Here is a 13,874-nt window from a genome sequence, read left to right as displayed (position 1 = left end):
GCAATCAATTAAGCAATAGTGACAGATTTATTTAGATAAACATCTTGTACTGCATTAATTAGGGCAACGCCGTCTTTCATTGATTTCTTGAACGCTTTACGTCCTAAGATCAGACCCATACCACCAGCACGTTTATTAATAACCGCGGTACGAACAGCATCTTCAAGATCATTATTACCAGAAGCACCACCAGAGTTAATTAATCCCGCACGACCCATATAGCAGTTTGCTAATTGGTAACGAACTAAATCAATTGGGTTTTCAGTGGTGAGTTTTGTGTAAACACGCTCATCAGTATGACCAAAACCAATCGCTTTAAAACCACCGTTATTTTCAGCCATTTTTTGTTTAACGATATCAGCACCAATTGTTGCGGCTAAATGGTTTGCCTGACCAGTTAAATCTGCACTTGCATGGTAATCAACGCCATCTTTCTTAAAGGCTGGGTTACGTAAATAAGCCCATAATACTGTGACCATACCTAATTCATGAGCACGCTCAAATGCCATTGAGATCTCTTCAATTTGGCGACGGCTTTCTTGTGAACCAAAGTAAATGGTCGCACCCACTGCAACAGCACCCATTTCAAAAGCTTGTTCTACACTGGCATACAGTGTTTGGTCATATTGCGCTGGGTAGCTTAGGGTTTCGTTGTGGTTTAGTTTCACAAGGAAAGGGATTTTGTGTGCATAGCGACGAGAAACAGAAGCAAGAACACCATAAGTAGAGGCAACACAGTTACAACCTGCTTCAATCGCTAACTCAACAATATTTTTCGGATCAAAATAGAGTGGGTTTGCTGCAAAAGAGGCTGCGGCAGAGTGCTCAACACCTTGGTCAACAGGTAGAATAGACAGATAACCCGTTCCCGCTAAACGCCCGTGATTAAACAGGGTTTGCATTGAACGTAATACGCTATTAGGGCGATTGTTATCAATCATAACACGATCAACAAAGTCAGAACCTGGCAGGTAGAGATTTTCGCTCGGGATGGTTTGGCAACGATGTTCTAATAATGATTTTGCATCAGCACCTAACAAACTTACTATATCAGTCATTACATACTCCAGTTCATGATGAGATGAGAGTGATTGTCATTTATCTACATTAAGATAACAAGTCACATTGAGGCGGTAACCGGCAGTGGATCGCTTCAGGTAACACAATAAATTCAAATTTATTCCCTAAAAGGGGTTCTCCATCTAAATTAAACACCATTTCATGAGAAGCACTAATGTTTACCCAGCGACTTTCTCGCTCGATTATCTTGTCATTCTTTTTGCTATCAAACATGCTACTTAAAATTGAAGGGAGAAGTTCATGAGCTTCAACGATGGTGAGATTAAGTTTATTGTCATTAATTAAGGCTTCAGAACACAATTTCTGTCCGCCACCCGCTTGACGGCCATTACCGATAGCCAAAATAAGAGACTCACCTTCCCAGTGAAAATTTTCCGCTTCAATTGTGCAATGATCCGCTTTTAAAGAATCGATACTTAAAAGACCATTAATAAAATAAGCAGCGCCACCTAATGCAGACTTTAATGCTTCAGGCGTTTCTGTTGTGATTTTGGTTCCAAAACCCCCTGATGCCATATTGATAAAATAGTGAGTCTTATTCACCGCGATTACATCAATAGGTATTGCTCGGCCTTTAACGGCTAAGTTAAGTGCATTTTCCATATCACGAGGAATTTGTGCGCTGGTGGCAAAATCATTTGCTGTACCTAAGGGAATAATGCCAAGTGTCGGTAAAGATGAGGGTGAGAGGTTAATTAATTCAGAAACAACACTATTAATCGTTCCGTCGCCGCCTGCGGCAATCACCGTTTCGGCTTGCATATCGATAGCTTCTTGTACAAAACGTTGTATATCACTGGATTCCCAAGTCACTCTTACTTGGAGATCAAAACCTTCGTTACGTAATTGGTAAACCGCTTTTCTCAATGCACTGTTGTTAGCGCTTTTTCCATTAATGATTAGCAAACTAATTTTACTCATTGATGAGTCCCTTTAATTGAATCACTCTTTTAAAGGTAATGGATATCGAGAAAATTACTATTTTTTTTACAAATGATAACGAAAAAGGGAGTGGGCTTTATGTGAGAGAGAGTTACTAAGAAGGGTATAAAAAGAAAAGGCAAATCCAAGGGAGATTGGATTTGCCAAGGAGGTGGTTCCTAGTCTTACTGTATTCATTCTAGTTCTTTATTTTTCGGAACTGATGATACGGTAAACAAATCATTATTGATGTGATCTGTATTTGAAATTGACCACTTTAAATCAGATTATGACGCTTTACTTCACTTCTACCGCATCAATTTTATGCGGTTGGCGTGTTGTTGTACCTTGTAGGTTGCGGATCAGCAGTGCAAAATCTAAATCAACATCTTCAGGAACAGATAAATAAACCATGTGACCATTGCCTGGTGCAACATCGGTTGGCTGTTGTTTTTTGTTAAACAGCTCTTCTAACGTAAATTGAATATTTCCAGTTGGTGTCATTAATTCTAGGCTATCACCTAAAACAAATTTATTTTTAACATCAACTTCGGCTAAACCGTTTACACGTTTACCTGTAAATTCACCGACAAATTGTTGAGTGTCAGAGACAGAATAACCATATTCATAAGTTTGATATGCATCATGAGTATGACGACGTAAGAAACCTTCTGTATAACCGCGGTGTGCTAAGCCTTCTAATGTCGTTAGCAGTGTTGGATCGAAGGGTTTGCCTGCAACTGCATCATCAATAGCACGACGATACATTTGAGCTGTACGGGCACAGTAATAGAAGGATTTAGTACGACCTTCAATTTTCAGCGAATGCACACCCATTTGAGTTAATTGCTCAACGTGTTCAATCGCACGTAAGTCTTTAGAGTTCATGATATAAGTACCGTGTTCATCTTCGAACGCAGTCATATATTCACCAGGACGTTTTGCTTCTTCAATTAAGTAGACTTTGTCTGTTGGCGCGCCAACACCTAAAGTAGGCTCAACGTTTTTAACTGGGATTGGTGTGTATTTTTCAACGATATTACCTACATCGTCTTCTTTACCTTCTTCGACTTTATATTCCCAACGGCAAGCATTAGTGCAAGTACCTTGGTTTGGGTCACGCTTATTAATATAGCCAGATAACAGGCAACGACCTGAGTAAGCCATACATAATGCACCGTGAACGAAAACTTCTAATTCCATATCAGGAACTTGTTTACGAATTTCAGCAATTTCATCAATAGAGAGTTCACGAGACAGGATCACACGAGTTAATCCCATTTGACGCCAGAATTTTACGGTTGCCCAGTTAACGGCATTGGCTTGCACTGAAAGGTGGATATCCATTTCAGGGAAGGCTTCACGCACCATCATGATCAAACCCGGATCAGACATAATCAGCGCATCAGGGCCCATATCAATGACGGGTTTTAAGTCACGGATAAAGGTTTTTAATTTAGCATTATGCGGTGCGATATTAACCACAACATAGAAGCGCTTACCTAATTCGTGGGCTTCTTGAATACCTTTAGCAAGGTTTTCGTGGTTAAACTCATTATTACGCACACGTAAGCTATAACGTGGCTGACCTGCATAAACGGCGTCTGCGCCATAAGCAAATGCATAGCGCATATTTTTTAATGAGCCAGCAGGAGAGAGCAATTCGGGTGTAAACATGGTTAAATTTCCTGGTTCTGATTTCAAGTCAGTCCCCCACACATTGGGTAGGGGTATATCATAAAGGGGTGGATTCTAGCGCTTAAGTGTAGCGAGGTTCAATGTATTCCTGAAAAAATATCATCGAAAACGGTAAGCTTGGGTTTCCCAACGATAACCTTGACCATAAATTGAGCGAATAAATTCAATTTGATCGTTAAGTTGCTCAAGTTTACGTCGTAAGTTTTTAATATGACTATCAATGGTTCTATCCGTCACAATGCGGTAGTCATCATAAAGGTGATCCATTAGCTGATCGCGAGTTAATATTTTGCCGGGTTGCGTGGCTAAGGCTTTTAGTAAACGAAATTCCGCAGTCGTTAAGTCGAGAATTTTATTGTTGTATTGGATTTGATAAGCCTGTTCATCAATAAGGACTAATTTATCGCTTTGAACAATATCTTGTGGTCGATAAAAACGACGCAATAAGGTTTTGACTCTAGCTACCACTTCTCTTGGGCTGTAGGGTTTGCAAATATAATCATCAGCACCAATTTCAAGCCCAAGTAATCTATCAACTTCTTCTGTTTTAGCCGTCACCATAATGATGGGAATATCTGAAAACTGACGTAATTCTTTACAGACTGTAATGCCATCTTTAATTGGCAACATGAGATCTAACAAGATTAAATCGTAATGTTGCTGTTTTACACAATGGCTTACTTCGGCGCCATCGGCTAACCAATGAGTTTGATAACCCGATGCTTGAAGGTAATCAATAAGCAATTGGGCAAGTTTAGGTTCGTCTTCAACAATCAGGATTGAATAGGGCGATTCAGATACTGTCATTTATTGGCTCAATGGTTATAGGCTTAAAGATCATCAGAATATGCGGGTAATTCTATAAGGATTTTCATGCCACCTAAAGAGGAAGGCATAGCACTTATTTTACCATTATGAGCTTCAACGATATTTTCGCAAATCGCAAGACCTAAACCTGAACCCCCACTTGCACGATTTCGTGAGTTTTCTGCACGATAAAAACGTTGGAAAACAACTTTGTACTGAGCACTATCAAGCCCCGGAGCACTATCTTCTAATGTAATAAGCACATGGTTTTGCCCTTTATGGGTGCTGATATGTAATTGACCACCTGAATAAGTATAGCGCACGCTATTCTCTAGCAGATTATGGAAAAGCTGGATCAACCTATCAGGATCGGCTTGTACAATGAGTGGCGATAAATCATCTAACTCGGTGAGTAGCGTAATATCTTTAGTTTGATATGTGTGGCGATAAGAAGCCACAGCCAACAAAATCACCTCATTAATATCAATAAAATCTTTACGATAAGTTAAAGAGCCTCTATCTGATAATGAAAGCTGGTGGAGATCATTAACCAGTTTTGTCAGATTTGTGACTTCAAATAAAAGAGAGTTCAGCGTTTCTGTTGTAGGTTTTCTGACGCCATCTTGTAGCGCTTCAAGTTCACCTTTTAAAATAGCAAGAGGGGTTCGCAATTCATGTGAGATATCAGCCATATAATCACGACGAATTTGCTCATTTTTTTCTAGTGTGCTGGCAAGTTGATTAAAGTCGATAGCGAGTTGACTGATTTCATCTTTACTTGTAGGCGTTACTCGCACAGAAAAGTCACCGGCTGCTAATTTATGTGTCGCCTCAACGAGGCGTTTAACAGGGCGTATCATATTGCGAGAAAGAATAAGCGTGATAAATAAAGCAAAAAGAACCGTTAAACCTGCAATTATCCAGCTGGTAAGTAGTTGTTGTTTATCAAAACTAATATCAGCTTCACTACTGATTTTATCTGCCGCACTGACAATCACCCAACCCACAATTTCATCGTGAAAAGTAATGGGTTTTTTAAATGTCTCTGCGGGGAATTGATTGTCATGTCCAAATAGGCGCTTCATATCTTTATCAACGATCCAAAACTGTGTCCGCCAACCTCTGGGAGGAGGGCCTTCGCTACTTTGGCTTATTTGGTCAATACTTCGTAATATTTGATAAAGAGAACGATCATCCCTATTGAGGAAACGCCAATCTCCTGTTAAAGCATATTGTTCAGTTAAGGCTTCAGCTAAAAGAGTTGCACGCTGTTCACTGTTTTTCTTGATATAACCAATGAATCCTTGCTGGAAGCTACCACGGATACCAATATGCATGGCGAGAACAACCACCATACAAGTAGCGAAAACCACTAAGAACAGCTTGCTTCTCAATTTCATGCATTTGCCTCTTTTTTGCTGATACGTCGTTGTTGCCAACGTTCACGCAATCCATCAAAAAATAGATAAATAACAGGGGTTGTATAAAGGGTTAGTAGTTGGCTCATTAATAAACCACCTACAATTGTTATTCCTAAAGGTTGTCTTAATTCGGCACCATCTCCGCTACCTAACATCAATGGCAATGCCCCAAATAATGCGGCAAGCGTTGTCATAATAATAGGACGAAAACGCAGTAAACTAGCCTGAATAATGGCTTCTTTAGCCGACAATTTGCCTTCACGTTGCGCAGTAATTGCAAAATCCACCATAATAATGGCGTTTTTCTTCACAATACCAATCAGCAACATAATGCCAATAAGTGCAATCAGACTAAAAGGCGTATTAAAAAGCTGTAATGCTAATAAGGCACCCACACCCGCAGAAGGTAGGGTAGATAAAATGGTCAGCGGATGAATATAGCTTTCATACAGCACGCCTAATACCAAATAGACCGTTACAATCGCCGCTAAGATAAGAATAAGCTGTGATTTGATGGTTTCTTGGAAAATCTGTGCTGTACCTGCAAAAGTCCCTCTGACGGTATTAGGCACACCTAACTCTGTCATTGTGCGTTCAATAGAATCAATTGCATCAGCTAATGTATAGCCTTCAGGAATATTAAAGGCAATAGTTGAAGATGCAGATAACCCTTGGTGATTAACACTTAATGGCGCATTTGCCGGATACCAACTTGCAAATGCAGATAATGGAATGCGCTCACCTTGATTATTGACCACATACATTTTATCTAACGCAGAGACATCTTGTGTATATTGCTCAGAGACTTCCATCACGACTTTATACTGATTTAACGGCGCATAAATGGTAGAGATCTGACGTTGACCAAAAGCATTGTTCAGCAAATTATTGGCATCACTGACGTTAATACCTAATTGCGACATAGTATCGCGATCGTAAGTCAGTGCCATTTCAGCACCTTTATCTTCTTTATCAGAGTTAACATCGACAAGCTGGGGCAGTTCGCCTAAAGCTTTACGGACAATCGGCTCCCATTTACGCAACTCGCTTAAATCATCCGCTAATAATGTAAATTGATAACTGGCATTCGCTTGGCGTCCACCCGCTCTAACATCTTGTACTGGCATTAAAAAGAGGTTGGCACCCGGTTCATTAGCTAATTTTGCCCGTAGGCGGTTAATCACTTGATTTGCGCTATCGGTACGCTCTGACAGTGGATTGAGGGAAATAAACATAAATCCACTATTAATACGGCCTCCACCTGTAAAGCCTGTTACGCTATCGACGTCTTTATCTGCATTAATTTCTTGCATAAAACGGGTCATTTTTTCTTTCATCGATTGGAATGAAATACTTTGGTCTGCACGCACAAATCCCATTAAACGACCCGTATCTTGATCGGGGAAAAACGTTTTTGGCGCACTGATGTATAAATAAGCATTTAAGCCCAATGTGGTGAGAAAAATGGCCATAACCCAGCGTCGATGACGCAATGCAGCTTGCAATGTGACACTGTAACCTTGCTGAGCGCGGAAAAGTAACTTACCAAAACCGCGTAAATGCGACTGCGCTTTGGGTTTCATCCCTTTGAGTAAATGCGCGCACATCATGGGTGTTAGCGTTAGAGAAACAAATAGCGAGATAGCAATAGCCGTTGTTAAGGTGATGGCGAATTCTTTAAATAATCGCCCAACAAGACCATCCATTAACAGTAATGGAATAAAAACGGCAACAAGAGAAATACTCATCGAAAGGACAGTAAAACCGACTTCACCAACCCCTTTCAAGGCGGCTTCTTTAGGTTTTAATCCATTCTCAATATGGCGAGAAATATTTTCAAGCACCACAATGGCATCATCAACTACAAAGCCTGTCGCTACAGTTAATGCCATCAATGAAAGGTTATTTAGACTAAAGCCACAAAGGTACATGGCTGAAAAAGTACCAATTAATGAAACGGGTACAGCAACCGCTGGGATCAGCGTGGCGCGACCAGAGCGTAAAAATAAGAATACAACTAAAATGACCAGTGCCACAGCAATGGCTAACGCACGTTCAACTTCTGCTAATGATGCGCGAATAGTTGGTGTTCTATCTTGTGCGACTTTTAAGTCAACGCTTGCAGGAATAAGCTCACGTAATTCTGGAAGCTCATCACGGATACGATTTACAGTTTCAATGATATTGGCACCCGCTTCACGACGAATAACCAGCAAAATTGCAGGCTCTCCGCCGCTCATTCCTGCGGCTCGCGAGTTTTGTACTGAGTCGGTAACTTGTGCCACATCACTTAAACGTACAACGGCATCTTGATTGTAATGCACGATCACAGGGCGATATTCAGCCGCTTTACTGAGTTCATCATTAGTTTGGATCTGCCAACGACTTTCATCGTTATTGACAAAGCCTTGAGGTCGCCGCACATTCGCTTGGTTAATCGCTTTTCTAACATCATCAAGACTGACATTTTGGTTAAATAACGCATCGGGATTGAGGGCGACACGTATCGCGGGCAATGATCCTCCACCAACCGAAACTTCACTCACACCTTCAATCTGTGAGATTTTTTGTGCCAACCGTGTTGAGGCGAGATCGTAAAGCTCCCCTGTATTTTGAGTATCAGAGGTGAGCGTTAAGATCATAATCGGAGCATCAGAAGGATTCGATTTATAATAACGCGGACGGCTTGGCATACCTGAAGGCAACAAACTTTGTGAGGCATTTAACGCTGCCTGTACATCACGAGCTGCGGTGTTGATATCTTTGTTTAAATCGAACACCAGCGTAATGCTAGTACTTCCAAGCGAACTGCTTGATGTCATTTCATCAATACCGGCAATTCGCCCTAAAGAGCGTTCAAGCGGTGTTGCCACAGAAGATGCCATCGTTTCTGGCGACGCCCCGGGTAAGGAGGCGTAAATATTAATAACCGGATAATCAACTTGGGGCAATGGAGCAACAGGGAGCAACATAAACCCTAATGCACCACATAGCGAAATCGCCAAACTGAGCAACGTAGTTGCTACGGGTCGTTGAATAAAGAGGGCGAAGAACTTCATGATACAGCCCCGTTATTATTCTCGACGTGTTTATTACGGTTGATGTAGAGCGATAATTTATCAAATAACAGATAAATCACTGGTGTCGTAAACAGGGTTAAGATCTGGCTCATAATTAAGCCACCGACCATACAAACCCCTAATGGCTGACGTAATTCTGCCCCTACACCCGTACTTAACATTAAAGGTAGAGCACCTAAAAGGGCTGCCATTGTGGTCATTAAGATTGGGCGAAAACGCAATAAACACGCTTGGTAAATCGCTTCGTAAGGCGTTAAACCTTGTTCTCGTTCGGCAGCAAGGGCAAAGTCTATCATCATGATCGCATTTTTCTTTACGATCCCGATAAGCAAGATGATCCCAATAATCGCAATAATATCAAGCTCATTGCCTGCGGCGATTAACGCCAATAATGCGCCGACACCTGCTGTTGGCAGTGTAGATAAAATAGTAATAGGGTGAATAAAGCTCTCATATAGCACACCTAATACAATATACATTGCGACAATTGCTGCGATAATTAGCCACAAAGTACTTGAAAGCGCACTTTCAAACGCCAACGTCGCACCTTGGAATTGAGTCGTGATATCTCTTGGCATCGAAATTTGCTCTTCAGCCAATTTCACTGCTTTCACCGCTTCTTCAAGAGAAGATTGTTCCGCGACATTAAATGAGAAGGTTGCCGAAGGAAATTGCTCTTGATGATTAATAGAAAGTGGCGCTAAGCGTTGCTCAACGGATGCAATAGATAATAAAGGTACCATCGCACCCTCTTTACCCGTTAAATGCACGGCAGAAAGTGCCTGCAATCCATCACCATTACGAATATCTTGTTCTAATACCACGCGATACTGATTGGCTTGAGTGTAGATAGTTGAAATTAAACGCTGACCAAAAGCATTATAAAGCGCGTTATCAATTTCACTCATTGAAATGCCTAAACGACTTGCTGAGTCTCTATCCACTTTGATATACGCCATCATGCCGTTATCTTGCCAATCACTGCTGATATCAGTTAATTCAGGGCTATCTTTTAGTGCTTGAGAAAGTTTTGGCACCCAATAAGCCAATTCATCTAATGATGTTGCTTGTAGTGTAAATTGATACTGAGTACGAGAAACTTGCGTATCAATCGTTAAATCTTGGGTGGGTTGCAGATAGAGAGTCATTCCTGAAATAGAAGCAATACGCTCTTGTAAACGAGGAATAATCACATCAATACGGGAATCTCGCTGATCAAGAGGCTTCAATGTAATTTGCAAGCGGCCAGTGTTTAAGGTTGCGTTGCTTCCATCAATGCCCACAAAACTAGCAATATTATCAATAGCAGGATCATCAATTAATTTATCAACGACCTGTTGCTGTTTTTCTACCATTGCTTGATAAGAGATGGATTGTGAGGTTTCAATGGTTCCTTGCAATAGCCCATTATCTTGTAATGGGAAGAAGCCTTTAGGAATAAACATATATAGCAATACAGTCAGCACCAATGTGCTAAGTGCCACGCCAAGGGTTATCCATTGGTGGTTTAAAACACGTTTTAACCAAACTGCATACACTGCAATCATTCTTTCAAAGAAACGTTCGCACGCCATTTCAAAGCGGTTATGCTTGATTTCATTTTCGGGTTTTAGCAATCGAGCACACATCATTGGCGTTAATGTGAGTGAAACCACCGCAGAGATTAGAATGGCGACAGCAAGAGTGATTGCAAACTCTCTAAATAAGCGACCTACAATATCCCCCATAAATAGCAGTGGGATCAGTACGGCAATCAGAGAGAAGGTAAGCGAAATAATGGTAAAACCAATCTCTCCAGCGCCTTTTAAGGCAGCTGTTAGCGGTTTATCACCACGTTCGAGATAACGGGAGATATTTTCAATTACAACAATGGCGTCATCGACAACAAAGCCTGTGGCAATGGTTAATGCCATTAAGGTGAGGTTGTTGACAGAGAATCCACAAAAATACATCACGGCAAACGTACCCACTAATGAAAGTGGTACAGCAATACTTGGGATTAAGGTGGCGACACCATTACGTAAAAAGAGATAAATCACCATCACCACAAGGGCGATAGCTAAGCCGAGCTCAAATTGTACATCTTTAACTGAAGCGCGGATTGTTGTGGTTCTATCAGTTAAGATCTCAACATTCACTGATTTCGGTAAATTAGAGACTAAATCGGGTAATAAATTACGAATATTATCAGTGGTATCAATGACGTTAACGCCGGGTTGACGTTGAACATTAATAATAATCGCCTGCTCATTATTCGCCCATGCACCTAACTGATTGTTTTCAGGTGCTTGTTCAATAGTTGCAATATCAGATAGACGAATGGGCGCGCCATTTTTATAAGTAACGATTAATTGGCGGTAATCTTCTAATGATTTCATCTGATCATTAGCGGATAACGTCACAGAGCGAGTTGGCCCATCAAGGCTACCTTTCGCTGAGTTAACGTTCGCATTATTAATTGCTACACGAATTTTTTCGCTATCTAAACCGTAAGATGCTGCGGCTTGCGCATTGAGTTTGACTCTAACAGCAGGGCGCTGACCACCCGCTAATGCCACTAAACCGACACCATTAACTTGTGAAATCTTTTGCGAGATACGAGTTTCAACCATATCTTGCAACTGTGTCATCGGTAATGTTGAGCTAGTCACCGCTAAGGTTAGAATAGGCGGATCTGCTGGGTTTACTTTGCTGTAAATTGGTGGATAAGGTAAATCGGATGGCAGCAGATTAGTCGCCGCATTTATCGCAGCTTGTACCTCTTGCTCTGCAACATCTAATGGTAATGTTAATTGGAACATCAGTGTGATCACCGAAGCCCCACCAGAGCTTTGTGACGACATCCGTTTTAACCCAGACATCTGTCCAAATTGACGTTCTAGTGGAGCAGTAACCGCTGATGTCATTACATCAGGGCTTGCTCCGGGATAGAGAGTAACGACCTGAATCGTCGGATAATCAACTTCAGGTAATGCAGAAACGGGCAGCATACGATAGCCGACAATCCCGGCTAAGAGTATGGCGACCATAAAAAGGGTTGTTGCAACAGGGCGTAGAATAAATAAGCGAGATGGCCCCCCGCCTGTACCGTGTGTTTTTTCGGTCATTACGCTTTCTCCGCAACAACACGGTTATTTTCTTTCGTCTTTGGCGCTGTTGGTGTCACGATATCGACTTTCGCACCCTGAGTTAATCTATCCACACCATCGGTGACAACACGTTGATCTGCCGATAAACCGGAAGCTATCACGACTTTTTCCGCATTTTGTAAGGCAACTTCAACACGTAATTTACTCACTTTATTTTCGCTATCCACCACCCAAACAAAGTGACCTTCATTACCCATTTGTAGCGCTGCATTTGGAATAACAACGGCTTTCTCTAATGTGGTGACATAAAGACGAACATTGACAAATTGGTTAGGAAATAACGTCGTCTCTTGCTGAGGGAAGCGCGCTTTTAATTTAATGGTGCCAGTTGTTGCATCAATTTGGTTATCAACACTAAATAATTTTCCTTTAGCTAATTCAAATTGATTATTTCTATCTAATGCGGTGACAGGTAAATCTGCATTATTTTTACGTGCTTGAATAACATTCGCTAGATCTTGTTCTGGCAATGTAAAAAGTACATCAACAGGGTCCATTTGATTGATAACGACGATAGGCGTAGATGAACCACCAGAAATATAATTACCGATATCAACTTGTTTTAAACCCACTTGACCTGAAATAGGTGCTGTGATTTTGCTGTAAGTGAGTTGCAGTTGTGCATTACTGATAGAGGCTTCATCAATACGAATGCTCGCTTCAGACTGTTTTACTAAAGCTTGCTGATTATCTAGCTCTTGTTGTGAGACTAAATTGGTTTTTGCTAATTTCTGATAACGGGCTAAATCAAGACGCGCATTAGCTAATGTAGCCTGATCTTTTGCAAGCTGTCCTTTAGCTTGAGCTAATTGAACTTCAAATGGACGAGAGTCAATTTCAGCTAATAAATCACCTTTCTGAACGTGTTGTCCTTCCGTGAAATGTAATGCCATTAATTGACCTTCAACGCGGCTAGTAACCGTTACGCTGTTTGTGGCTTTTACTGTACCTAAAGCAGATAAAAATTGTGGCACATCTTCTTGTATTGATGTTGCAACTTGAACTGGAGGTAAAGGCGGGCGACGAGATCCAGATGTACCTCGACTTTGTGAGTTTGTTGCTTGAGCCTCTTTATTTTCAGGCGACGCTGTTTTTGCTGCATTAAATTGCCAATAGGCGTAACCACCTGCGATTACGACGATTAAAGCGATAATGAGAGAAACTCTTTTTTTAGCATTTTTGTTTTTATTCATTACTTTTGTGATCCCACTGGCAACTAGCTAATCAGAAATACTGAAATGAAAATTTGGAATGGTGACATTCTACCTGTTTCTTCACAGTTAAAAATGGAGGAAATATGGAAATTAAGTCAAGGAATGTGTTTTATTGGCGTTATTTTAATCAATTAAAACAAATTGCTACTGGCATTATTTTATCGTTGTTATTCAATAAGGGATAATTTGGCAAAATAGGGTAAGCAGTAGCGTAGCTTAATTGTTTATATAGGGATAATTAAGTAGAAAATAATTTATTGATTATCAGTGAGTTATTTTGTTTGCTGTTTTTTTAATCGCATAACTATTTTGTACAAATGCCTGTAACTATGATAAAACGCAATAGTTAGTTATAATTCTTAGATAATTATGCTTTCCAGTGATAGAATGCCAACCTTGTTTTTCTCTGCGTTGAACTCTTTTCAAAGAATAACAATCCAGTATGAAATTCACCGAGCTTTAACTCTGTCTTAAATAAAGAAATTTTTGTAAAAAATTAGCCTA

The 13,874-nt window shown here is 40.7% G+C and carries 8 protein-coding genes; all 8 read right to left on the bottom strand.

Translation table 11 applies throughout. The annotated features are described in order from the left end of the window. Window positions 1-8: 8 nt before the first annotated feature. The 8 genes from fbaB to D7029_RS11325 all read right to left on the bottom strand — a co-directional run bounded on the left by fbaB (window position 9) and on the right by D7029_RS11325 (window position 13,349). Window positions 9-1,058, bottom strand: a complete 1,050-nt coding sequence (gene fbaB, locus D7029_RS11360) for a class I fructose-bisphosphate aldolase (RefSeq protein ID WP_006533078.1) — start codon at window positions 1,056-1,058, stop codon at window positions 9-11. Between the two features lie 49 nt (window positions 1,059-1,107). Next, window positions 1,108-2,001: a lipid kinase YegS gene (gene yegS, locus D7029_RS11355; protein WP_194950737.1), complete on the bottom strand. Its 894-nt coding sequence runs from the start codon at window positions 1,999-2,001 to the stop codon at window positions 1,108-1,110. Window positions 2,002-2,298: 297 nt separating this feature from the next. Then, on the bottom strand, window positions 2,299-3,678 hold the full coding sequence (yegQ, locus tag D7029_RS11350; protein ID WP_075674055.1) for a tRNA 5-hydroxyuridine modification protein YegQ: 1,380 nt from the start codon (window positions 3,676-3,678) through the stop codon (window positions 2,299-2,301). Between the two features lie 120 nt (window positions 3,679-3,798). Beyond that, a complete protein-coding gene (baeR, locus tag D7029_RS11345; protein ID WP_194950736.1) occupies window positions 3,799-4,506 on the bottom strand; it encodes a two-component system response regulator BaeR in 708 nt (235 codons plus the stop codon). Between the two features lie 23 nt (window positions 4,507-4,529). After that, entirely contained in the window at window positions 4,530-5,906 is a 1,377-nt protein-coding gene (gene baeS, locus D7029_RS11340; protein ID WP_194950735.1) for a two-component system sensor histidine kinase BaeS, read from the bottom strand. Then, window positions 5,903-8,986 carry a multidrug efflux RND transporter permease subunit MdtC gene (gene mdtC / locus D7029_RS11335; RefSeq protein WP_194950734.1) on the bottom strand — a complete coding sequence of 1,028 codons (3,084 nt, stop codon included), beginning with the start codon at window positions 8,984-8,986 and terminating at the stop codon, window positions 5,903-5,905. The genes baeS and mdtC overlap by 4 nt, the downstream gene beginning before the upstream one ends. Further along, the gene (locus tag D7029_RS11330) at window positions 8,983-12,114 is read right to left on the bottom strand and encodes an MdtB/MuxB family multidrug efflux RND transporter permease subunit (protein WP_194950733.1); all 3,132 of its coding nucleotides are present in this window, start codon (window positions 12,112-12,114) and stop codon (window positions 8,983-8,985) included. Before D7029_RS11330 ends, mdtC begins: the two co-directional genes overlap by 4 nt. Next, complete coding sequence (locus D7029_RS11325; protein WP_088495282.1) at window positions 12,114-13,349, bottom strand: MdtA/MuxA family multidrug efflux RND transporter periplasmic adaptor subunit; 1,236 nt, start codon at window positions 13,347-13,349, stop codon at window positions 12,114-12,116. Before D7029_RS11325 ends, D7029_RS11330 begins: the two co-directional genes overlap by 1 nt. Window positions 13,350-13,874 lie beyond the last annotated feature (525 nt).

This window comes from Proteus vulgaris (assembly GCF_016647575.1).
Classification (GTDB): Bacteria; Pseudomonadota; Gammaproteobacteria; order Enterobacterales; family Enterobacteriaceae; genus Proteus; species Proteus mirabilis_B.
The sequence above is the reverse complement of the archived record's forward strand: the minus strand, read 5'-3'. Positions and strand labels throughout refer to the sequence as shown.

Bases quoted from the DNA above. Each gene is read 5' to 3' on its own strand.
- baeS (WP_194950735.1), bottom strand. From the start codon at position 5,906: ATGAAATTGAGAAGCAAGCTGTTCTTAGTGGTTTTCGCTACTTGTATG.
- mdtC (WP_194950734.1), bottom strand. From the start codon at position 8,986: ATGAAGTTCTTCGCCCTCTTTATTCAACGACCCGTAGCAACTACGTTG.
- D7029_RS11325 (WP_088495282.1), bottom strand. From the start codon at position 13,349: ATGAATAAAAACAAAAATGCTAAAAAAAGAGTTTCTCTCATTATCGCT.
- yegS (WP_194950737.1), bottom strand. From the start codon at position 2,001: ATGAGTAAAATTAGTTTGCTAATCATTAATGGAAAAAGCGCTAACAAC.
- yegQ (WP_075674055.1), bottom strand. From the start codon at position 3,678: ATGTTTACACCCGAATTGCTCTCTCCTGCTGGCTCATTAAAAAATATG.
- fbaB (WP_006533078.1), bottom strand. From the start codon at position 1,058: ATGACTGATATAGTAAGTTTGTTAGGTGCTGATGCAAAATCATTATTA.
- D7029_RS11330 (WP_194950733.1), bottom strand. From the start codon at position 12,114: ATGACCGAAAAAACACACGGTACAGGCGGGGGGCCATCTCGCTTATTT.
- baeR (WP_194950736.1), bottom strand. From the start codon at position 4,506: ATGACAGTATCTGAATCGCCCTATTCAATCCTGATTGTTGAAGACGAA.